This is a genomic window from Psychrobacter sp. UBA3962 (genome assembly GCF_002385225.1).
In the GTDB taxonomy this organism is placed as follows: domain Bacteria; phylum Pseudomonadota; class Gammaproteobacteria; order Pseudomonadales; family Moraxellaceae; genus Psychrobacter.
Genome location: NZ_DGDC01000045.1, coordinates 1 through 23406, shown reverse-complemented (window position 1 = coordinate 23406; position 23406 = coordinate 1). Strand labels below are relative to the sequence as shown.

The 23406-nt window shown below is 41.6% G+C and carries 20 protein-coding genes; 4 read left to right on the top strand and 16 right to left on the bottom strand.

Annotation, left to right across the window (positions count from 1 at the left end):
- Positions 1 to 101: 101 nt before the first annotated feature.
- The 6 genes from B3S92_RS10700 to B3S92_RS10675 form a co-directional block, all read right to left on the bottom strand.
- Complete coding sequence (locus tag B3S92_RS10700; RefSeq protein ID WP_296205896.1) at positions 102 to 1499, bottom strand: esterase-like activity of phytase family protein; 1398 nt, start codon at positions 1497 to 1499, stop codon at positions 102 to 104.
- 269 nt (positions 1500 to 1768) lie between these two features.
- Positions 1769 to 2629 carry an SPFH domain-containing protein gene (locus B3S92_RS10695; protein WP_296205894.1) on the bottom strand — a complete coding sequence of 287 codons (861 nt, stop codon included), beginning with the start codon at positions 2627 to 2629 and terminating at the stop codon, positions 1769 to 1771.
- A gap of 114 nt (positions 2630 to 2743) precedes the next feature.
- Entirely contained in the window at positions 2744 to 3220 is a 477-nt protein-coding gene (locus B3S92_RS10690; RefSeq protein WP_296205891.1) for an NfeD family protein, read from the bottom strand.
- Between the two features lie 176 nt (positions 3221 to 3396).
- On the bottom strand, positions 3397 to 3942 hold the full coding sequence (locus B3S92_RS10685) for a porin family protein (RefSeq protein WP_296205889.1): 546 nt from the start codon (positions 3940 to 3942) through the stop codon (positions 3397 to 3399).
- 330 nt (positions 3943 to 4272) lie between these two features.
- Positions 4273 to 4812, bottom strand: a complete 540-nt coding sequence (locus B3S92_RS10680) for a porin family protein (protein WP_296205888.1) — start codon at positions 4810 to 4812, stop codon at positions 4273 to 4275.
- A gap of 310 nt (positions 4813 to 5122) precedes the next feature.
- Entirely contained in the window at positions 5123 to 5686 is a 564-nt protein-coding gene (locus B3S92_RS10675; protein ID WP_296205886.1) for a porin family protein, read from the bottom strand.
- A 365-nt stretch (positions 5687 to 6051) separates the two neighbouring features.
- Between B3S92_RS10675 and B3S92_RS10670 the strand changes: the two genes are divergently transcribed.
- Complete coding sequence (locus tag B3S92_RS10670) at positions 6052 to 7272, top strand: 8-amino-7-oxononanoate synthase (protein ID WP_296205884.1); 1221 nt, start codon at positions 6052 to 6054, stop codon at positions 7270 to 7272.
- Positions 7273 to 7389: 117 nt separating this feature from the next.
- Here the strand turns inward: B3S92_RS10670 and dnaK are convergent, their stop codons facing one another.
- Together dnaK and grpE are read right to left on the bottom strand one after the other, a co-directional pair.
- Entirely contained in the window at positions 7390 to 9321 is a 1932-nt protein-coding gene (gene dnaK / locus B3S92_RS10665) for a molecular chaperone DnaK (protein ID WP_296205882.1), read from the bottom strand.
- Between the two features lie 236 nt (positions 9322 to 9557).
- Entirely contained in the window at positions 9558 to 10184 is a 627-nt protein-coding gene (grpE, locus tag B3S92_RS10660) for a nucleotide exchange factor GrpE (protein ID WP_296205878.1), read from the bottom strand.
- Positions 10185 to 10579: 395 nt separating this feature from the next.
- Here grpE and B3S92_RS10655 point away from each other — a divergent pair, with 395 nt between their 5' ends.
- Together B3S92_RS10655 and B3S92_RS10650 are read left to right on the top strand one after the other, a co-directional pair.
- On the top strand, positions 10580 to 11776 hold the full coding sequence (locus B3S92_RS10655; RefSeq protein WP_296205877.1) for an efflux RND transporter periplasmic adaptor subunit: 1197 nt from the start codon (positions 10580 to 10582) through the stop codon (positions 11774 to 11776).
- A 56-nt stretch (positions 11777 to 11832) separates the two neighbouring features.
- Positions 11833 to 12306: a hypothetical protein gene (locus B3S92_RS10650; protein WP_296205875.1), complete on the top strand. Its 474-nt coding sequence runs from the start codon at positions 11833 to 11835 to the stop codon at positions 12304 to 12306.
- 110 nt (positions 12307 to 12416) lie between these two features.
- Here B3S92_RS10650 and B3S92_RS10645 read toward each other — a convergent pair whose 3' ends face one another.
- The 4 genes from B3S92_RS10645 to thrC all read right to left on the bottom strand — a co-directional run bounded on the left by B3S92_RS10645 (position 12417) and on the right by thrC (position 17185).
- Entirely contained in the window at positions 12417 to 13361 is a 945-nt protein-coding gene (locus B3S92_RS10645) for a TIGR01777 family oxidoreductase (RefSeq protein ID WP_296205872.1), read from the bottom strand.
- A gap of 104 nt (positions 13362 to 13465) precedes the next feature.
- Positions 13466 to 14140, bottom strand: coding sequence for an L-threonylcarbamoyladenylate synthase (locus B3S92_RS10640; protein ID WP_296205869.1), 675 nt, complete (start codon positions 14138 to 14140; stop codon positions 13466 to 13468).
- Positions 14141 to 14227: 87 nt separating this feature from the next.
- Positions 14228 to 15499: a DNA-processing protein DprA gene (gene dprA / locus B3S92_RS10635; protein WP_296205866.1), complete on the bottom strand. Its 1272-nt coding sequence runs from the start codon at positions 15497 to 15499 to the stop codon at positions 14228 to 14230.
- A 270-nt stretch (positions 15500 to 15769) separates the two neighbouring features.
- Complete coding sequence (gene thrC, locus B3S92_RS10630) at positions 15770 to 17185, bottom strand: threonine synthase (RefSeq protein ID WP_296205864.1); 1416 nt, start codon at positions 17183 to 17185, stop codon at positions 15770 to 15772.
- Positions 17186 to 17486: 301 nt separating this feature from the next.
- Here thrC and B3S92_RS10625 point away from each other — a divergent pair, with 301 nt between their 5' ends.
- Positions 17487 to 17774 (top strand): polyhydroxyalkanoic acid system family protein, encoded by a 288-nt coding sequence (locus tag B3S92_RS10625; protein WP_201528156.1) that lies wholly within the window; start codon positions 17487 to 17489, stop codon positions 17772 to 17774.
- Positions 17775 to 17849: 75 nt separating this feature from the next.
- On the opposite strand, the gene B3S92_RS10620 is transcribed toward B3S92_RS10625, so the two are convergent.
- The 4 genes from B3S92_RS10620 to ribD all read right to left on the bottom strand — a co-directional run bounded on the left by B3S92_RS10620 (position 17850) and on the right by ribD (position 23356).
- Positions 17850 to 19436, bottom strand: a complete 1587-nt coding sequence (locus tag B3S92_RS10620; protein ID WP_296205859.1) for a transcription antitermination factor NusB — start codon at positions 19434 to 19436, stop codon at positions 17850 to 17852.
- A gap of 306 nt (positions 19437 to 19742) precedes the next feature.
- Entirely contained in the window at positions 19743 to 20795 is a 1053-nt protein-coding gene (gene fmt / locus B3S92_RS10615; RefSeq protein ID WP_296205857.1) for a methionyl-tRNA formyltransferase, read from the bottom strand.
- A gap of 353 nt (positions 20796 to 21148) precedes the next feature.
- Positions 21149 to 21751 carry a riboflavin synthase gene (locus B3S92_RS10610; protein ID WP_077451415.1) on the bottom strand — a complete coding sequence of 201 codons (603 nt, stop codon included), beginning with the start codon at positions 21749 to 21751 and terminating at the stop codon, positions 21149 to 21151.
- 474 nt (positions 21752 to 22225) lie between these two features.
- The gene (gene ribD / locus B3S92_RS10605) at positions 22226 to 23356 is read right to left on the bottom strand and encodes a bifunctional diaminohydroxyphosphoribosylaminopyrimidine deaminase/5-amino-6-(5-phosphoribosylamino)uracil reductase RibD (RefSeq protein ID WP_349678960.1); all 1131 of its coding nucleotides are present in this window, start codon (positions 23354 to 23356) and stop codon (positions 22226 to 22228) included.
- Positions 23357 to 23406 lie beyond the last annotated feature (50 nt).

Sequence of the window (23406 nt, the reverse complement as noted above, 5' to 3'; positions counted from 1 at the left end):
GAGTCGGTTTTTTTGTGGGAATAGAGAAAGTGATTGAAAGGAGACCAACTCTTCTTCGCTGTTCTTTTAGTCATGGCCAGATAAAAGAGCTATCTACTTGTCTAAACCTTGGGCTGAACCACATAAAGTCGATTGCCATCTATTATGGTTTTTTGCGCATCCAAATACTTATGCTCCACCCCTTTATCAGAGTCATTCATCGCGAAATCATCATCGTTCAATAACCCAATAGAGCCATCTTTACGCAACCAAATCCCTTCAAGTTTATCGTGTGGGTAATCAATGGTTTGCAAGATATCGACGGCCAAAGTTTTTTGGACCGGATGAATGCCCAACTCCGCCAAGGTATCCCAGTGATGCTCATCTTGTGCGATCCACTGCTCCAACGTCTTCCCGTCAATTAATAAACCTAACTCACGGTCATAACGGAGTCGCTCGTCATTTGATTGCTCTAATAAAGCCTCAATATTATTGATATCTGTGGCTTGCGAGATATCAAGTTTGTAGATAAGTTTCTTGGCGGTCGGTTGCTGTAAAGGAAATTCGCGGTCATGCTCTGCAACATAGAATTCATGCTCACTTAACGCAGCAATGGCAGAGTTAACATGCTGTTTCGCGTCCAAACGACACAGGTATTGTTTAATCACCCCGTTTTTTAGATTAATCATTACCATCCGGGTCAAAGTTGATAATCGACCTGACTTATCTGGATTGTCCATAGAGGATTCCAATATCCCCACCAAGGTGCTTTGATCTGGAGTGATGGTTAAAGACTCCATACCACGGTTGGCACGTCTTTTAGCAAATTCTTGCGGTAATAATAACCGCTGACCATTAATAACGAGGCTATTACGACTGTCTTCAGCAAAAGGATTAATCCGTCCAATCTCCACCCCTTGAGCATCGTAATGTACCAAGTGCGGGCCATACTCATCACTAATCCAAAAACTGCCATCATCTAGGGCAGCCAATCCTTCGGGGTCTAAACCATTAAGATCGGTTTTTACTGGATTAGTGACAGGATCATAAGGCTGACTAGGATTCACCGTCATCGGCTCTCCTGAGACATCGTATGGAATCTCGTTGGTGCCGCCAAAAGCCTTTGGATTGGGCAAACCACTGACAGGCACTCCATTTCTGTCTTTTAAAACAATCTCTTTAATCTTACGAATTTGACCGTCTGCCTCGACCTCAAAAAGACCTATTTTAGGACTATAATTGGGAACCAAAAACTGCTTTCCTTCCCCCAAGCTGCCTTTAAAATCTGAGTTTGGGCCTCGATCGGTTAGGGCATAAAACTGATTGGGATTACTCGGGTGCGCAGCTGCATCGGAACCAAAACCACCGCCCCGAATTTGTAACTTAGTCTCGGGATAAGCAGCATTTTGGTATTGTTCATTTAGGATGTCATAAGGCAAAGCACTGCCTTGAACAATGGGGTTTAATGGCGAATTTACTTGGTCTTTATTTTCCATATTATTATCAACACGATTTTGCATAGTGGTTCCTACTACTATTTATTATAATTTGCGGTTTATTCATTCTGTCTGTGAATCTGTCTAACTTGCTCTGTCCAGTTTTATTGATACCTTTATTGTGGGCTAAATCACGGCTTAAAAAAATAGCCCCTTAGTAACCGACCTTATCAATAAGGGGCACTAAGAGGCTATAAGTAACTAAAAGGTTAAGTTAGTAAAGTTTTTGCTAGGTTATGACCCAGGCTTAAGCTAAGTACACAGGTGAATGAGAACAACTAAAAGAGATTGGACTAAGGCTTAGGTTTACTGCCCATTAATCCTTTTACCGTTCCTAAAATATCTGCAGGTAACACCACCGTCTTGGCATTGTCAGACTCTGCCAACTCTTGCATCGCCTTAATATATTGCTCACCTAGCAAGTAAACCACCGGCATCTCCTCTTCTCCCATGGCTTGAGTGATTAGACGGATCGACTCTTCAGAGCCTTTTGCTAACACAACTTGGGCCTCAGCATCACGGCGAGAGGCTTCTAAACGGCCGTCAGCTTCTAAGATAGCTGCCTGTTTTTGACCATCAGCACGGGTCACTGTTGCACGGCGTTGACGCTCAGCCGCCGCTTGCTCTTCCATCGCAGTCTGCATGGTATCTGAAGGGTTAATGTCTTGAATTTCAACGGTCTTAAGGGTGATTCCCCAGTCTGCAATGTCTTCTGAAATGGCCTGTTTAAGCAGTGCTTTAATATGATCACGGCTCGATAAAGCACTGTCTAAATCCATTTCACCAATAATAGAACGTAATGAAGTCTGCACTAAGTTACGAATACCATGCTCATAATCCTCAATACCATAGACAGCTTTTTCAGGCTGCACGATACTGATATAGGCCACAGCGTTCGCTATAATCACCACGTTATCGCGGGTGATGACTTCTTGAGATGGAATATCCAACACGATGTCTTTGGTAGTTAGTTTATAAGCCACATCATCCACATAGGGAATAATGAGATTCAGACCTGGCTCTAAGGTTTGATGGTATTTCCCTAAGCGCTGCACAATCCATTTATAGCCTTGAGGGACTATTCGCACCCCTTTAAATACGGTGAACACTACCAGCGCCACCATCACTAGCATGACTATACTAAAACTTCCCATTTTATTACTCCCTATTTTCATTACCCCTACTTTATCTTGTTAATACTATTGAGGGCAATTTACTTAAAATTTTTGTTTATAGTTTTGGTTGTTATGACTTATCTACAGTTTCAACTATCTATAATTAATGTGGGCCATAGTCTGGGCGGGTACAACGATTAATTCATTGCCAATCACATCCACCACAACCACTCTCTGCCCTACCTCAAGTACTTCACCTCGGGTGCGACATTTCCATTCGGTAGCGCCAACAATGGGTACACTAAAGCGTACAGTGCCCACTCTATCGAGTGTGGGTGCAACGGTTATCATTCCTTTTTCACCTATGATAACACTGCCGCCCAATCCCGCTTTGGTACGATCAACAGATAAAGGCTGCACGAATTTAAACCATATAACCGCCATAGCTATGGAAAGTATCAACCACATTATGATTTGAAAAACTTGGGATAAGGGAAACAACCAGCTCAATAACGCAATAATTACTGCTGCGATACCGAACCACAGGGTCGCAAAGGTGGTTAAAAACATCTCTGAAATAATCAGTAGCCCTCCAAGGACTAGCCAGTGCCACGGCTCAAATACAAACATAATCTCATCCTTAATTATTTTTTTATCGTTATTTATCTTAGCACTTTTGAGCAATACAAGTAGAGATATAACCCTGCCAAGGCTAGCAGTACCTTTTATACACAAAAAAACGACCGCCGAAGCGGTCGTTTTCTTAAGGCTATCTTAGTTGGACTAAGACTTTCACTTAGGTTCAATTAGAACTTAAAGTTAGCACCTAAAGTGATACCATTAGCATCTTTCTTGTCATTACCCACTTTAACTTCTGGATACCAGTCATAAGCCAGTTCTACTGCAGCGTTAGGAGCAAGATTTAAACCTAAACCTAGACCACCTGCTACTGAAGTTTTAGACTTGTTGAAATCGCCTGCACTACCGACAGTATCGAATTCAACCTTGTTCTTAGCCACGCCTAAACGACCTTTGGCATACATTTGCGAGCCTGGGAACGTGTAGTCATAAGTACCATATAAACCATATACGTCAGCACTATATTCATAGGCAGTATTGTAATCTTCATCACTAGTAGTCATGTATTCAGCTTCCATACCGAAGTTTGGAGTGAATTTAGCACCACCATAGATACCGTATGAAGTAGCATCATCTTTAGCACCATCTAAGTCATACTGACCGATTTTAGCACCGATATAAGGCTGTGCAGCGTTATATACAGCAGCTTGTGCGCCAACAGTCATTAGTGAACCAGCAGCTAAAGCAAGTAGAGTTTTATGTAAAGTTTTCATTATTGTACTCCTAGTAAAATAAGTAAGGTCAAAGGAGCGGTTGGTTTAAAAACCCTTAAACCCTCCCTTGCTATCCATGTATTAATAGTAACAAAATATTTCAAGATATGTGTAGTAATATCATAGTCTAGTTGTTACTTTTTGAAACATTATATTTCCAGTAGAAACAAAGACTTAGAGTTTTTATAAAAACTGATTAAGAATAAAATCTATTATCCAAAAATAGACTGTATAAGATTTGATTACTAAAAAACCAACTAAAAAACGACCGCCAAGGCGATCGTTTTTATAACAACATTGAGAGTGTCTTTTTAAATTCTATTTAATAAATTAGAATTTAAAGTTGGCCCCTAGGGTGATACCTGAAGCGTCTAAATCGCCTTTATCCGCTACATTGTCTACAGTTGGATACCAATCATAGGCCAGTTCTACTGCTGCATTAGATGCAAGGTTATAACCTAGACCTAAACCACCAGCGATACCAGTATCAGATCTGCTGCCACTACGATCAACATCTACTTTGTTTTTTGACACACCTAAGCGGCCTTTAGCATACATGTCTGAGCCTGGGAAGGTATAATCATAAGTACCATATAAACCATATACATCCGCAGAATATTCTCTATTTGAGCTAAAATCTGCATCACTAGTAGTCATGTATTCAGCTTCAATACCGAAGTTTGGTGTGAACTTAGCACCACCATAAACACCATAAGAAGTGGCATCATCTGCACTATCAAGATCATATTGACCAATTTTAGCACCGATATATGGTTGTGCAGTCATACCATAGTTTACAGCAGCTTGAGCACCAACCGTCATCATTGAGCCAGCAGCTAGAGCAAGTAGAGTTTTTTGTAATAGTTTCATTGTTATTCTCCTATTTATTTTAAAGTAATAACAAAAGAAAAAATATGGGTGTAAACCTCTTCTTCGTTATCCATGTTCTAATAGTAACAAAATATTTCATTTAATATGTGGGTGTTTGATAGGTCGCTTGTTACTTTATGCAATGAATTATTATTAATAGAAACAACAAATTAGGCTTTACGGTCTTTGAGCAATTGAGTTAATAGGCTAGGTTGGCTTTGGTTTAATTTGGGCATAAAAAAACGACCGCCGTAGCGATCGTTTTTTATAGTCTTGTCAGAGGTTAACTCTGATTTCAACTTAAGCAATATTAGAACTTAAGATGAGCACCTAGCGTTACACCTGAAGCATCTAAATCTTCACCAACGTTATTTTCAATTGAAGGATACCAGTTATACATGGCTTCAATTGAAGCATTTGGGGCTACGTTGAAACCTAGACCTAGACCACCAGCAACACCGGTTTCAGAACCTGAAGTAAGGTCGTTACCAGTCACTTTACCTTTTACATCAACTTCGTTTTTAGCCACACCTAAACGACCTTTACCATATAAGCCGCCAGTGTTAGGGAAAGCATAGTCAGCCGTTGCATACAAGCCATAGGTATCAGCAGAGTATTCAGTTGCATTGGTGAAGTCTTCATCACTGGTGGTTAAGTATTCAGCTTCAACACCGAAGTTAGGGGTGAATTTAGCACCACCATACACACCATATGAAGTACCTTTGTCTTTAGCACCATCAAGATCGTATTGACCTACTTTAGCACCAATGTAAGGTTGTGCTGCCATGTTGCCATAGTTAACAGCCGCTTGTGCACCTACAGTCATTAGTGAGCCAGCAGCTAAAGCAAGTAGAGTTTTTTGTAATGTTTTCATTGTTGTTCTCCTATTGGATGGGTAACGATGCAAGCTTATTAATAAGAATAAATAGAAACAGGGTTGTTGCTAAATTTTCTTAAATCACCTTGCTTGTTATCGATGTACCCATAATAACCAAGGTTGCTTTAATACTCTGTCGGTGTTTAATAGGTCGGAAGTTATTTTTTACCCTTGTTTTTTATGCATATAGTTACAAACGCCTATTTTTGAAAACATTTGTTACATGTGGCTTTTTCTGCAATAAAAGCGATATATTACTAACTTTCATTGGCTCTCTGTATGCTTATATCAGGAAGATTTTGGCTGTATTTACAGTAAAACCAGCTGTTTTTATTAAATTAAGGCTTCAAGGATAGATGTTTATGACCGGACCTACCCGTTTAAGTGTTGCTCAACAACTAGACACCCTAAAATCAAAAGAGCAATATCGACAACTGCCGCCAGTTACCCATCAGGATCAATGGATTATCTGCAATGAACGGCGCTTACTTAATATCTCTAGTAATGATTATTTGGGACTGGGCAATGAGACCCAGCTGCAATCACAGTTTTTAAGTTATTTACAGCAGATGCCCGACTCGGTATTGCCCAAAATGGGATCTACCTCTTCGCGATTATTGACCGGCAACCACAGCCAGCTACCCTTACTAGAAGCAGAATTATTAGACTGGTATCGTCTTGCTTTACCTGAGAAGCAGAGTTCAATGTCTAATAAAGCTGTGTTGGTAGTGAACAGTGGCTATCATGCCAATATTGGCATCTTACCAGCACTGGCCAAGTTGCCTGTTAACACCCTCATTTTGACCGATACCTTAATTCATGCCAGCCTTATAGATGGGGTGCGTCTTATCGGCAGTAAGCACACCCATTGTACCTATCAGCGTTATCGCCATAATGACATGGAGCACTTGACTGCTTTAATTGAGCAAGCCACCGATGAAGTTGAACGCATTATTGTGGTCACCGAAAGCATCTTTAGTATGGATGGAGACCGCGCTGACCTACAAGGATTGGTAAAACTTAAAGCCAGTGATCCTCGTATTGAACTTTATGTCGATGAGGCTCATGCCGTTGGGGTACTGGGGCATAATGGACTGGGGCTTGCTGAAGAAACTCAAACTCTTGAGGATATAGACTATATAGTGGGTACCTTTGGCAAAGCGTTCGCTTCCATGGGGGCTTATGTGATTTGTGATGCCTCCATTCGAGAGTGGTTAATCAATCAAATGCGCTCTTTTATTTTCAGTACTGCCCTACCGCCAATTACTCATTGCTGGACTCGCTTTGTGTTAGCCAAAATGCCGTCACTGTCTAATTTACGTAATCATTTGGCAGAGGTATCGCTTCGGGTGTCTCAGGCTATCCACACAGATTCAGAAGTAAGCTATCAGTCGCCTATTATTCCTTATATCTTAGGCGATAATGCCAGTGCGGTACAAAAAGCTCAGGCATTACAACAAGCAGGCTTCTATACCCTACCCATTCGTCCGCCTACCGTGCCAGTGGGTACGGCACGGATTCGACTGGTAATGAATGCCAAGCTTAGCGTAGAGGATTGTGACCGCCTTATTGAGCAATTATAAGATTTCCCCTTTTAGCTTATTTTCACTTTTCAGGCCACAAAAAAAAGACCGTGCTCAAGAGCACGGTCTTTTTGGTAATAACTAAACTATAAACCGTTTAATTATTATAACTACTTATTACTTCTTGTCGTCTTCATTCACTTCCGTGAACTCAGCGTCAACCACATCATCATCGGCAGCGTTTTCAGCTTGTGCGCCTTCTGCTTGAGTTGGATCTACACCTTCAGCACCTTGACCAGCTGCGTAAATCTTCTGGCTAATTGGTAAGAATGCGTTATCTAGTGCTTCAAGCTTGGCTTTGATGTCATCATGGTCATCTTCTTTAGCCGCTAACTCTAACTCACTGATAGCCGTTTCAACTGAAGTTTTCTCTTCTTCAGTTACTTTGTCTTCAGCATCTTTTAGAGCTTTTTGGATAGCGTGGATACGACCATCTGCTTCGTTACGTACTTGAGCTAGCGCTGCAAACTTCTCGTCTTCTGCAGCGTTTGCTTCAGCGTCACGTACCATTTGCTCGATCTCTTCATCCGACAGACCAGAGTCCGCTTTAATCTGGATGCTTTGCTCTTTACCAGTACCTTTGTCTTTCGCTGAGATATTCATGATACCGTCAGCGTTAATGTCAAAGGTTACTTCGATTTGCGGCATACCACGTGGTGCTGGTGGAATTTCAGTTAAGTTAAACTCGCCCAATAGTTTGTTTTGGGCAGCTACTTTACGCTCACCTTGGAACACTTTAATGGTTACTGCAGGCTGGTTGTCTTCAGCAGTTGAGAACACTTGTGATTTCTTAGTAGGAATCATGGTGTTTTTCTCAATAATACCAGTCATAACACCACCCATAGTTTCGATACCTAGGGTTAGTGGGGTTACGTCAAGTAGTAGTACGTCAGTTTTGTCACCTGACAATACCGCACCTTGAATCGCTGCACCAACAGCTACTGCTTCATCAGGGTTCACATCTTTACGTGGCTCTTTACCGAAGAACTCTTCCACAGTTTTTTGTACCAGTGGCATACGAGTCTGACCACCTACCAAGATAACGTCATCGATGTCACTAGCTTTTAGACCTGCGTCTTCTAGAGCTACTTTACAAGGATCAATAGTGCGTTTTACTAGTTCTTCAGTTAAAGCTTCTAACTTCGAGCGGCTGATAGTTACCACTAAGTGCTTAGGACCTGTTGCATCAGCTGTGATGTAAGGTAAGTTCACTTCAGTGCTTTGAGCACTTGATAACTCAATCTTAGCTTTTTCAGCAGCTTCTTTTAGACGCTGCATCGCTAATGGATCGCCTTTTAGATTGAAGTCTTGCTCTTTTTTGAACTCTTCAACTAAGAAGTCGATTAACGCTAAGTCAAAGTCTTCACCACCAAGGAATGTGTCACCGTTAGTAGATAGAACTTCAAATTGCTGTTCGCCATCAACGTCTGCAATTTCAATGATTGATACGTCAAAAGTACCACCACCTAAGTCATAGACAGCAACCGTACTATCGCCTTTTTTCTTATCCATACCGTAAGCCAATGCAGCAGCGGTTGGTTCGTTAATAATACGCTTAACGTTTAGACCAGCGATTTTACCTGCGTCTTTAGTAGCTTGGCGCTGAGAGTCGTTGAAGTAAGCTGGTACAGTTACTACCGCGTCTGTTACTTTTTCGCCTAAGTAGTCTTCTGCTGTTTTCTTCATTTTTTGTAGGATTTCAGCAGAAATCTGTGGTGGCGCCATTTTTTTGTCATTTACTTCTACCCAAGCATCACCGTTGTCTGCTTTAACGATTTTGTAAGGCACCATACCGATGTCTTTTTGTACTACTTTATCATCAAAGCGGCGACCGATAAGACGCTTAATAGCATATAAAGTGTTGTTTGGGTTGGTTACTGCCTGACGTTTTGCAGACTGACCTACTAGAATTTCGCCATCTTTATAAGCGATAATTGAAGGGGTTGTACGTGTACCTTCAGCGTTCTCGATGACTTTAACTTTGTCACCTTCCATCACTGCCACACAAGAGTTGGTTGTACCTAAATCAATACCAATTGTCTTAGCCATAATATAAAACTCCAAATCATTTATTGTTTGTGTTTATTTCAATGTTAGCATTTGGCTTACTGTCTATTATTAAAGGTTTCACTAAGTAAGCCTTGCTTCTTGTCTCTATATATCGGTTTAGTGCTACTATTTTTCAAGCCAAAATCAAGCAAAATTAATAACTTTTTGTCTTTTTTTGTGTCATTGGCCCAATTAATACCACTTTTCACTAAAATTTTAGACCGATTAATCAGAGGTTACTGACCTACTTTCACCATGGCTGGACGCAATAAACGGCCATTTAAGGTATACCCTTTTTGTAGCACTTCACCCACGGTATCTGCAGCGGCGTTAGGATCGATACCTACTGCTTCGTGTAATTCAGGGTTGAAAGCTTCTTGCTGCGGATCAACCACTTCAACGCCATGCTTATTTAGCACCGTTAAGAATGATTTGTGGGTTAGTTTTACTCCCTCTAAGATAGCATCATCGGCATCATCGTCGGCTTGCACACTAACAATGGCGCGCTCTAAGTTATCCACCACTTCTAAAAGCTCTTTAGCAAACTTTTGAAGCGCAAATTTACGGCTCTTTTCCGTTTCTTGTTCCATGCGTTTTTGGGCATTATAAGCATCCGCATTGGCACGGGCCTGACCTTCTTTGGCCGCTTTAACTTCACCTTCTAGTTGAGCAATACGCTCTTCGTAAACACCGACATCAATATTATTAGCAATGGTTTCATCGCCATTTACTTCTGGATTAAACTCATTCATAGTTTGTTCTAAAACGGTCTCTGAACGGTCAATATTGTCATGAGCCACATTTGAACTCTCAGCATCACGCTCAAGATCTGGGGCTGCCTTATTCTCTTCATTATTACTCATGGTATCTCCTTGGTAGCTTAAGTAGCTTGATATAAAGCTCTATATTTTGAGTTATAAAAGCTTTATTTTAGCTGTGAATTTTATAAATTATTAAACTGCTTATCTAAGTTAAATTATAGGGGTTAACTATGTGACTTATAGGTAAGCCCTTATTTTGTATTTTTTAAGGAACTTTTTTTATATTCTTAGTGGTTGATAAAGGTTATAGGGATAAATTTCAAGCCCTAAGCACAAACTTAAAACAATCCACTAACAACTTTATGGGGTTGATGCCTTAAAATGCACTATATACTTGCTTTTTTATCATTATTTTTTATTACTTTTACTCGCTTCGTAGCCCAATAACTATTTTAGACTTCGACCACTAATCTCTCGACCACTATAGGACCTCAGTCATGTCATCGCCTTTGATTCATAACGCCAATAATAAATCTTTGTCTTCTAAACGTTATTTAAAAGCAATGATTTTTGCTATGGCAACAACCTTGGCCGTAGTCGGATGTGACTCAAACTCTGCCTCTAATCCTGAGGCACTGGTCCAAGTGTTTGAAAATGAGGTGAAAGTTGATAACTCACTGGTACAAACCAGTACACCTGAGCGTTATCAGCCTAGCTATAACTTAGAGGGGGCTTTAATTCCTGTTAATAACGTCGACGTGACAACTTCCTATCCTGTGTTGTCTGCCTCTATTGAAGTCAAAGAAGGCGATAAGGTCGAACAAGGTCAGGTTTTAGCCAAAATTGAAAGTGAGATCAGTGAAAGCAAGCTCCCTTTTATCAGCAACAAGTTTTTAGAAGTATATGTCGATGGGGTGCAAATCAGTGGTACTAAAAGCACTTCTTACTCGACATCAGATACCCCCTCTAAACAAGAAGAGAAGCTAGTGCCGGTAACTTTGGTTTTAAAATCACCCATTAGTGGCAGTATTACCAAAGTCTCTATGGCCAATGAAACCAATGAAGATCGCTCTATAACAAAAGATACTGAAGACACCAATGGCAACAATAAGAGTGAAGAGGCGCGCAAGCTTGACTCAGAGGAAAGTAACTCCTCCTCTCCGGTGATTACCGTGGCCAACCCACAAAAGCTACAGCTTATAGGTAAGCTGCCGCTATCGACTCAGTCTCAGCTTTCCGTTGGTAAACCCGTTTATTTTACCGTTCATGAGTTACAAAAAGAGTTTACCGGTCAAATCAGTAATATTTCCCCAGATCCTAAATCGGATACTTTGCTGGTCCATGCACCCCTGGTAGCGGGTGAGAACAGCAAGGCCTTATTAAAACCAGGGATGCAAGCGTCAATGAGTATTGAATATGGTCAAATTGAGCTTGGGGTTCGTTTGCCGAGAAGTGCTATTCATGAAGCCAATGTTGAAGAATTGACCAAAAAAAGACCCCGTCCAAACAGCCCTATCAAAGGCTACGTCTGGGTGGTAGATCAGGCGCAAAAGCTGGTGTATACGCCCATAGAAGTAGTGCAATACTTTGCCGATTCAGATCAGTTCTTGGTCAGTGGCATTAGTAATGAAAGCATAGTATGCCTAGCAGACTTACCTAAAGACTCAGACGGTAAAACCCTTTCAGTACATTAATAGTATACGGGTACATTATTGTGGAGGACGTTATTGATTAAGGGCTGGAGCGCTAAATGAAGAATCATTGGTTATTTTGGGGGTTTTGGGTATTAGTTAATGCCTTAGCCAGCTTTACTTGGGGCAGTTTGCTAGTGAATCCGATTCCGTCAGCTTTTGCTGGGATGCTGCTGGGTATTGCAATATTTATTCTGATATATGGCTCGCTCGATGCTTATTTACTTAAGCGGGGCTACACCGAGTTGCACAATGCCCTACGTCGTAGTGTGTTCATTAAAGCCGGTCTGCAGTTTTTGCATATATTTTTGATATTTGGGTGGCCAATTGCACCCGAGCTGTGGGCAGGCATTATTTCAGTAGGTATTACCGATGATTACCTAGGTATCAATCAGAACCACCATCCTTTCTTCTTTGCCTTACTTAATACTATCTTTACTGGGGCGATTTTATCGCTATTAGTAGCCACGCTTACTGCGGTTATTTTTGCCATTCGTGTCGAGCTAAGAAAAAACAACTTAACTCGTTACTAACTGATCGCTTTACTAACCGCCGATTTAATTAAAAACTGTCCTCTATGTTTCACGTGGAACAAAAAACCATATCCATAGCTTGTTCCACGTGAAACTTTAAATACCCTTACCTAGCTTTGCTGTTGTAACGCTTGCTGTATGGTCTCGTGCTTAAACTCAAAACCTAAATCCAATAAAGTAGTCGGCAAGACTTTTTGTCCGTCAATCAGTAGAGTGGCCATTTCCCCAAACATTAGTTTTAATAACCATTCGGGTAAAGTCATCAGGGTAGGTCTATTTAACCAATCACCTAGCTGCTTAGTAAACTGTTTATTAGAAACTGGCGTTGGAGAAGTAAAATTATATATTCTCACATTCTCAACCGCCTTGGGAGTTTGATTCAATTGCTCTTCAATAATGAGAATGGCTGCACGTACCCAATCTTGTAAGCTAATCCAGCTCATTATTTGCTCGCCACTGCCCAACTGACCTCCCACACCCATTTTAAAAGGAGTCAACAACTTGGCTATCATTCCCCCTTTAGGATGAATCACAATACCAGTACGCACTATGGCAACAGGGACGCCAAACTGGGTGGTAAGACTGGCTTGCTCCTCCCAACTGGCACAGATCTGATGGGCAAAATCATCGACAAAACCACTGGTTTCATCCAACACCTTATCCCCTTGAGCCCCATACCACCCTACCGCTGAGCCACTTAATAACAGCTTAGGTTTATTTGCAATGCGCTCAATATAGTCTAATAAAGCCTGGGTGGGTTTTAGCCGACTTTGCATGAGTAACTGTTTACGCTCATCACTCCAACGCTTGTCCGCTATCCCTGCTCCGGCCAGATTGATAATCACATCAAAAGTGGCTTCGGTGGTTTTCAGCTGCTCATAGCTCATCAAACTGACTGAATCAGGATGTGGCTGATTGGTATCTCGAGTCAGCCAAGTTATATTGGCACTAGTGTTTTGAGTGCTTGAGTGATTTGAGGTGTTTAGGTCACCTTGTAAATATCGGCTCAAGGCCTGACCAATGAAGCCGGAACCACCACTAATTAAAATATTCATATCTCATCCTTGTGTTATCAAATAAACGGCAATGGAATTCTGTGACTGTGGTAAAGCTCTGGCGCTGTTTGACTCAAGCTGGGCGGGAAAATTAACCGCTGAAATCAGCGAATAACTTGCCCGCTTAACGCATCACTGATTTGACTCGGTAAAATATACCCCAAGGTTTCCCCTTGTAGATAAGCTATATCCTGTCCAAAATAAGCATACGCCTGCTCAAAACTCTTGGCGGGCGTCTCTCCCGATGGGTTACAACTGGTTGAGACAATAAGCCCATAGGGATTAGTGCTGCTGACCATTTGCTCACACAGCTGAACGATTAACGGATGAGCAATAACCCGAATAGCAATCGAATCATGTTTGCCAGTAATCCAATAAGGCACTTCAGCTATCCCTTTATCATCGGGCTTACTTTGATTCTTAAATTGAGCCTCTTTTAGCGGCAACAACCAAGTGTGTGCCTGTCTGCTATTAGCGCCAATCTCATCACTGGCTTGCTGCGACCAACTGGCTATGATTTGCTGCTGACGCTGTTGTGGTAACTGTTGTAATAACGGCTTAATGCGCTCAATACTATCAGTTACTACTATCATCCCCTTCTCGCTTGGCCTGTTTTTTATGGCCAATATCTGCTCAACGGCAACTTGGTTGTAAGCATCACAGCCAATACCCCAAACGCTTTCGGTGGGATAAGCCAGAAGCTGACCTTGCTTTAACCAGTTTGCAGCTTGCTCAGGACTTGTGGTAATAGCACCATTTGGCTCGATAGTAGAATTCATAATTTACAGCTTCGTTGACACAATAGACGGTTTATAAACGGTATATTTAAAAAGATTAATAAGAAAAATAAAAACAGGAAAGAACATTTAAAGACGCTGATAACGACCGCCCTCTTCACAAATAGCCCCGCCTAATTCAAGCTCCATCAGCTGACTTAATAAGGTGGCGGTATCTAGTTTAGTTTTGGCAATTAGCGCATCTAAATCCTGCAACTCAAATTGGATATGTACCCACAAAGGCTGTAGGTGTTCAGAAATAGTAACAGACTTCTGCGGTTTTAGAATAAGATTCTCGTTATCATTAGGTGTAGCGGCGCTATCAGAGAAAGAAGAGTTCGGACTTGAGTGCTCGTTATAACCGCTTGAATCATCTTTGGCATCTGATATCACTGCAGGGGCAAGCAGCTGATGACATAAATCACTCATGATTTGATCAGGATGATAGATCAAGGTCGCGCCCTCACGAATCAAATGATGGCAACCTTGAGCATTAATATTATCGATATCACTGGGCAGCACAAAAACCTGTTTGCCTTGCTCTGAGGTTAGCCGAGCGGTAATCAATGACCCACTTTGTAGGGCCGCTTCGGTCACAACGGTACCCAAACAAAGCCCAGCCACAACTCTATTGCGCCTAGGAAAAGTATGCTTGTGCGGTGGTGTCCCAGGAAAAAGCTCACTGATAATGCAGCCGCCCTCCCCAATCATCCGCTCAAATAAGGCCTGATGCTGTTTGGGATAGCACACATCAATACCGGTACCCATCACACCCACACTACGCCCTGCATATTCAGCAGGCTGAGATAACGCCCCCAAATGTGCTTGAGCATCCACACCCTGAGCCAAACCACTACAAATAATAAAGCCGGATTTTGCCAGATACTGTGCCATATCAAAGGTAAAACGCTGCGCCTTTTTTGTCGGCTTACGACTACCGACAATGGCAATCTGTGCTTGATTCAAGCGCTGCTTATTACCCCGATAAAATAACAAGGGTGGCGGATCAAACAAGCCTAAAAGCTGCTGTGGATAGTCTACATCTTGCTGAAACAACATCTGGAACTCACCAGCTGCCATACGCTGCTCAAGCTGAGTGATAAACTGCGTATCTTCATCAGCACTGGCTTGCTTATGGCGCTGAAGATGCTTTTTATGAATGCCTAAATTTTGCCACTGACTCATACCTGCTTGCAGTGCCGATTGGGCCGTCTCAAAATGAGTGACCAGTTTATAATAGGCAGACAAGGAGGTGTTTACCCGTTGCCATAACAGCAAACTGGCACGCTGCTCTTCAGTTAGGCTCGATTTTATCTCTGAGTCTTTTTTAACAGTGTCTTCAAGCTGTACAGCTGTGGGCATAAAGCCGCCTTAAATAATGAATTTATATCAAACAGGTGGCTTAATTTGCCCAACTCTCCTAACAGTATAAAGTAAATATTAACTAATAAAGCAGTTAATCTATCTAATAAATCAAACTTATAAGCGATAAATAAAAAAACCAGCAACTCAAAGTTGCTGGTTTTTTAAATCAAACGGGTCTAAATTAAGCTAAAAGATAAAGATAAAGGTAAAAATAAAGCTAAATATTTAAACAGCTCCTATCTTAGCCAATTAACTTACCCTAGCCCGTTAAATAGGCGAAACCACCGCTTTGATCTCATTAGCAACCAAACTGGCGTCATTATCCAACACAGTCACATGTTGCTCTAATGACTCTAAGCCCTTGGTGTGCTCAGGACGCTCAATTTCAATCTCACCCACAGCTTCAAAGATGGTCTCTGAGAACTTAACCGGTAATGCGGTCTCAGCACAGATGATTACCTCACCCTCTTTTTGTAACTCTTGCGCTACTTTCACCCCATCGGCCGTATGAGGATCAATCAAGTCGTTATAGTTTTCGTATACCGCTTTGATGGTATTTAATCTATCTTGATGCGTTGATTTACCCGCAGCGAAGCCATAACGGTTGTTGACTGCGTCTAATACGTCTGATAAGTCAAAACCTTTACCTGCCTTGACTCCATCAAACAGCTCATTTACTCGCTTACTGTCTTTATCAAGCAATAGGTATACGAAACGCTCAAAGTTTGACGCTTTTGAGATGTCCATCGATGGACTAGAAGTCACATAAGTTTTATCAGCTGGACGCGGAGTGTAAACACCTTGGTTAAAGAAATCATTTAACACGTCGTTTTCATTAGTAGCAACGATTAAGCGCTCAATTGGCAGACCCATTTCACGGGCAATGTGACCAGCACAGATGTTACCAAAGTTACCTGAGGGCACACAGAAGCTCACTTTTTCATCGTTATTTTCAGTGGCAGCAAAGTAACCTTTAAAATAATACACAATCTGCGCTAGGATACGACCCCAATTGATTGAGTTAACCGTACCTAAGCTATATTTGGCTTTAAAATCAGCATCTTGTTGTAGTGCTTTAACGATATCCTGACAATCATCAAACATGCCTTTGATGGCGATATTGTGAATATTGGCATCGGTTAAGCTGTACATTTGTGCACGCTGAAATTCACTCATTTTGCCATGCGGTGACATCATAAATACTTCGATGTTGTCTTTACCACGTAAGGCATATTCGGCTGCACTACCGGTATCCCCACTGGTGGCGCCAATAATAGTTAAGCGTTTGCCTTTTTTCTTTAACACATACTCAAAGGCATTACCCAAAAACTGCATCGCCACATCTTTAAAGGCCAACGTTGGGCCATTTGATAAGCCTAAAATATACAAATCATCTTTTAATTGGCGTACGGGTACAATCTCATCGCTACCAAAAATTTCTTTGGTATAAGTACGATTGATAATGTCTTTTAAATCCGCTTCATCAATATCGGTGGCAAACAGGCGCATGATTTCAAATGCTAGCTGTGGATAGCTCAGCTTACGCCACTCGTTTAGGGTAGCCGAATCAATTTGCGGATAGCTCTCTGGTAGCATCAAACCGCCGTCAGGGGCTAAACCCATCAACAACACATCGCTAAAGTCCATCGGCTCGGTTTGACCACGGGTACTGATATATTTCATGTCTTGTCCTGTCAAAGAATCATATAAAGTTATAGTATAAAAAGAGTAGCATATTTTTAAATATAAGCCATATCAAATAAACGGCTTATTGGTTTTTGAAGTGATTTTAAACCTCAGTTTTGCAGTTCACTGACCTTTTATAAACTTAAAGAGTGGTCACTTAAAGCTATCAGCCACACTACACAACTCATTTGTTAGTCATACCATTTAATGATATAACTACTTTACTACGTCTGACTAATAATAGTCAGTCTAGAGATTCATTTAATCATCCAATAACTTATAACAAAGGAATAGCACCATGGCAGATATTGAAATCGAAAAAGAACACAATTTAGAATTTAGCAAAGCCCGTGAGCAAGCTAAAAAGTGGCTTGAGAGTTCCAAAGAAAAGTTTGGTCTTGATGCCACCTATGTGGAAGGCGAGAATGAAGATAAGGTCACCATCAGCCGTAAAGGTATTGATGGCAAAGCCACTTTGGATGCCAATAAATTACGATTTGAAGCAAAATTAGGCTTTTTAGCCAAACCGTTAAAAGGCAAGATCAAAGAAGTATTAGAGTCAGGGATAAGCAAATATTTTAGCTAATCGGCCATAGCTTAGCGTCATTAGCTCTATAAAAAACCCCATAAGTTGAGTCCAACTTCTGGGGTTTAGTTCATTTTAAGTAGACACTTTTCTCAGCACTGCATAATAAAAACCATCGCCACCAGCAGCTGGTACAGTGGTTTGTTGCTCGATATCCTGATCCACAGCTATCGGCTCTAAGGCTTCAGTCATTTTATAAACCGGCAAACACTGACGACCCACCGCTTGCTCGATGCCCCAGTTGGTCTGTCGGTTATCAAATGCTACGGCCACTGCATCTTTATGACGTTTTAGAAACGCTTGCATCTGCTCCACGTTTTCTTGCTTTAGTATCGAGCAAGTAACGTATAAGAGATAGCCCCCTACTTTTAGCTGTGGCCACAAGTTATCCAAGATTTGCTCTTGTAACTGCGCGGTATGTTGCACATCTTCCTCAGTACGCAGTAAGGTAATATCGGGATGACGGCGAATAACCCCGGTTGCAGTACAAGGGGCATCCAACAATATCGCATCGAATCCTGAATCAGCGTCTATATTGTCTGGTTGAGCTTGCCAACTGGTGGCATCAACGCACTCAATATCCAAATGTAGTTTGCTGTTCACAATAGGCATTGGAAGCTGTAAACGCTCTAAGTTCTCAAAAATACGAGTAATACGTGGTGCTTCGTTATCAATAGCCGTCAGCTCAACTTTGCTTATAGGATTATCTTGACCCTCAGCCTGTTTCACGTGAAACAATCCAGTTTGCTCAGATTCTTGTACGCCCAATAATTCAAGCCAATGTGCCAATTTGCCGCCCGGTGCTGCACAGGCATCCAATAAACGGATTGAGTCAGACCCTTCGCGGTTTGCTAACTTATTTTCTAATAAAGACTGAATGATCGGGGCCGCCAACTGAGCATGTGCATCTTGTACGCTAGCAATGCCCTCTTCGAATTCGGGTAAACGACTGACCGGCACACTGTCGATCAGCTCTATTAATTGCTGTTTAATTTCAACCGACTCATCCGCATCGCCCGTTTTTATTGAGGTTTCAAGCGACACCAATTCTGCGTCTATTTCTGCTTCAGCCAACTGTGATAAATAACTTTCACTGTCACTTTGCAGACCATTCACCCGCAAAAACATTGGAGCAGACTGACGCAAACTTTGAGTCAGCTCATCATAATGCTCTCGCCAATCCGCTTTCAACTGCTGAGCTAGCCAATTAGGCAGGCTGTGGTTTCTGTTGGCTTTTTTACGAAACTTATTGGGATTGTTGGCCACTTTACGCAGCACCGCATTGACCAACCCTGAAGCGCGAGCATAATCAATGTGCTTCACTGCCTCTACCGTTTCATGAATGGCGGCATGGTCAGCAACATTAAGATAGAGCAGCTGAGTGATGCCCAGCTGAATGGTAGTGCGAACTTCCAACTCATCAATCGGATTGTCCGCTAAACTGTCTAATAGGCGTGCAGTCGCATGCCAATGACGCAAAGTCGTCAGCAATAAAGCATGAGCAAACCCTTTGTCATCGCCATTTAAACTGTTTAATAAAGGATCTAGCAGGCTGCTAAGTGACTGCCCTTGTTGAATAGATAACAAGGTATTAATCACCGCGACACGGACGTTTTTGTTTTGGGTTTTATTTGGAGTAGTGTTACTTGGTTTGTTGCTCATTTAAATGAATGCCTAATAATGACGGTATATGGTTAGTTTGATGGGTTGGTTTAAAACTTATGGCTTTTATTTCTATAAAACTTTTTTTCTTGCCTTTATACGGGCTTGGCTAATATAACTGAACTGACGTAACTATAGGGTTTTCAATGTTTACAAGGGACTGGTAATCTTTTTTGTATCGACTGGCTTTATCTTCAGACGATGCAAAAGTGATTAACGGTCATATTGTTCATCTCATGCTAGGTAAGTTCAGTAATATAAGGATTTTATAAGCTAATAGCCTAGCTAAAAAACTATATATAAAAGCTACTCGGCTGCGGCAACAAATTTATCGCCATCATCCAGCTGATTGCCATGACACACCTGCTCAGCGGTCACTGGCTTGCTGCCCGCGAACTGCAGTTGAGTCAAACGTAATGTGGTACCTTCGGCATTAGAATCGTTATTTAATTGACCACAAGCGACTAAAATGGCGTTCTTGCCAACACTTATTACTGTACCAGGCTGTGCTACTGTGGTTTGTGACGGATTCACTGCTAATGCAGCCAGCACCTTAACTCGCTTCGGCTCACTTTTACCCTCTGGATCTGCCAAGAAGGTGTAGGCGCCAGGATAGGGATGCATACCTCGTATTTGACGCTCAATCATTTCAGCCGATTGAGTCCAGTCAATTTCACCCTCAGACTTGCTTAATTTTTCAGCATAATTGGCCAGACTATCGTCTTGCTTTTCAGCCTTAGCCTGATAGCTAGGCAAATCTTTTAATACAGTAGTAATGGCCTCAGCGCCCAGTTCTGCCATTTTGTCATGCAAACTTGCCGTAGTTTCGTCAGCAGCGATGTCATACGCTAATTTATAAAGCATATCGCCAGTGTCTAAACCTTTATCCATCTGCATAATGGTGATGCCTGTACGCTCATCACCAGCCAGTAACGCACGATGAATCGGGGCAGCACCACGCCAACGGGGTAATAACGAAGCATGAATATTTAAGCAACCATGCGTTGGGGTCTGTAACACCCCTATTGGCAATATAAGACCGTAAGCGGCCACTACCATAATGTCTGGCTGATAATTCGCTAGGGTTTCACGAGCGGCTTGCCCCTCCTCCACCGACTTTTTAAAAGTGAGCGGCTGTTCAACCGGCAGATTATGCTCAAGCGCCAATTGCTTTACTGGAGAAGCTGTTAGCTTCTGACCGCGACCTGCTTTACGATCTGGCTGAGTGTACACGGCAACAATCTCAATATTGAGCGCCTGTTGCTGTTCAATAAGGGCTTTTAGGCTAATAGCTGCAAATTCCGGAGTACCGGCGAAAATAACACGTTGTTTAGAAGAAGACTGATTTTCAATACTCATAATTTTTATTCGATATATAGATAATAAAGTTAAGTGGGATAGCAGATAATCTAAGCTTAGCCCAACCTTTGTTTCATTATAGTGAAATTATGATCTTCCTGCCATGAAACCTAGGGTAGCCTTTCACTAAACTAAAAACTATCTGCAAAGCGTGGCTTACATTGATTGGTGTAAATCGTGTTCGCTTAACCTCTTATCCAGAAAATCAGCCTCAAAAACCAATCAATTATTAACCATTAAAAAAGCCCTCCTTAGCTGTAAGAAGGGCTTTCAGGGGCGCCAACCTATTAATAACAGATAAAATCATTCACAGACCGTAGCGATTTATAATGGTTTATATTACCAAGGCTGACTTATTCAGCACCTACACTCGTCAAACGCTCAAGATAACGCGCAATCAAATCCACTTCGATATTCACTGGACCACCCACTTTCCAGTGACGACCAATATTGGTCACCTCAGCGGTATGTGGAATGATATTTAAGCAAACAATATTGTCTTTAACCAGGTTAGTGGTCAAGCTAATCCCATCTACGGTAATTGAGCCCTTGGTTGCTGCGTATTTTTTTAATGCCTCAGGAATTGAGATTTCTATATAAATAGAACGCGCATCTTCAGTCATTACCTCAATGATGCCTACCCCATCCACATGACCCGATACCATGTGACCTCCAAAGCGAGTGGTTGGTAACATGGCTTTTTCTAAATTCAAGGTATCGCCTTGTTGCCAATTACCCATGGCGGTTTTAGCCAGAGTTTCACGTGAAACATCAACTGCATAACTGTTGTCATCTATATTAACCACAGTTAAGCAAATACCATTACTGGCGATAGAGTCACCTAGCTTGACATCACTAAAGTCCAAATTATCGGATTCAATAACTAGACGCACATCACCGCCCACTTCCGTAATAGATTTTAAAGTACCTGTACTTTCGATAATACCTGTAAACATACCTACTCCAACTTATTTTCTTTAAATAAAAACGTTCCACAACTAAATGACATTGGACGATGATAAACACCCAAACCCAGATAAATAAAATAAAAACCAATTGTGGATAACTTTTTAAAACCGCTGCTTAAAATGCAGATAAAGGGGGTTGGCTCTATAGTTATCCACAACCTTATTTAAAACTAAAAATTTAGCCACCTTACTCACAGTTCCACGTGGAACCCTTTATTTTCATAACTTTCAGTGAATAACACCTTTAAACCAGTTCCATGTGAAACATAAGTAATCCACAGTTCCATGTGGAACATCGATAAACCGTAAATTATTGCGGGGATAAAATTTTAAAACTGTGGATAACTTTAAAAACCTCCACATACCTCTTAACACTTGTGACACCTACTTTTAGAATAGACTCATTAACTACTTAAAACCCAAATTGAGAAATACTCGATAAAAGTTGACTAAATAACAAGCTTAATTTGCTTTATAAACGAGTTTAAGATCTGTGCCAATCTGAGCACAGTCTATTAATTGAAAACGGCGCTGACAGCTTAGCTTTTCAATATCAACTGTAAGCATGGGTTTAGCACTGTGACCCAATACGCAAGGGGCTTGATACACTATCAACTCATCCACTAAACCGGCTTCAATAAAGCTTCCAGAGACTTGAGAGCCCGCTTCAACAAGTACATCATGTATTTGATACTCAGTAACCAGCTTATGTAATAATTCAGTTAGGTCCGATTCAGTCCACAATAGAGTATCTGGCGTCTCAAAGATCTTATACTGTGCTTTATCGAGTCTTTGTCTTCTATCTAGGACTACAATTCTTGGCTGTGGCACGCTATCTGCCGGTACACCCAACTGATTCGAGCGTACATTTAGGCTGGGATTGTCCTCAATAACGGTCTGGCTGCCAGTGATAATAGCGCCGCTTAAGGCCCGCAGCTTCTGTACATCTTCACGCGCTGCTGGGCCCGTGATCCACTTAGACTCTCCAGAGGCCATTGCTGTTCTACCATCTAAGCTACTGGCAATCTTTAGTCTGACATAAGGCATCTTATGACGCATAGATTTCAAAAAGCCCAAATTCAGCTGCTCTGCCTGCTCAGTACAGACCCCTACCGTTACGCTTATACCCGCCTCTAATAGCATAGTCACGCCTCGACCCGCTACTTTGGGGTTAGGATCTAAGCCTGCTATCACTACTCTATTCACTCCAGAGCTTATTAGTGCTTCGGCACAAGGTGGGGTTTTTCCAGTATGGCTACAAGGTTCTAAGGTCACATAAGCCGTTGCCCCTACCACTGATTGTATAGAATTTCTTAAAGCGAATACTTCTGCATGAGGCTGTCCTGCTTTGGGGTGAAAACCAGATCCTATAATTAAGCCCCTCTTAACTATAACGCAGCCTACTGCGGGATTCGGCCGAGTGGTATACAGCCCTTTTTTGGCCTCTTCTACCGCCAAATTCATGTAGTAAAAGTCTTCTGTTTTAGCCGCTTCAATACCTTCGATATCGGCTAAATAATGACCATGAGAATCCTGTACTGCAGACGCAGAAAGTTCAAAGACAGAAGCAGAGTTTGCAGATTTGGGAAGCATAAATTTTTGCCCTTTTTAACCGAATAGTTTTTATACCAATTCTAAAAAAT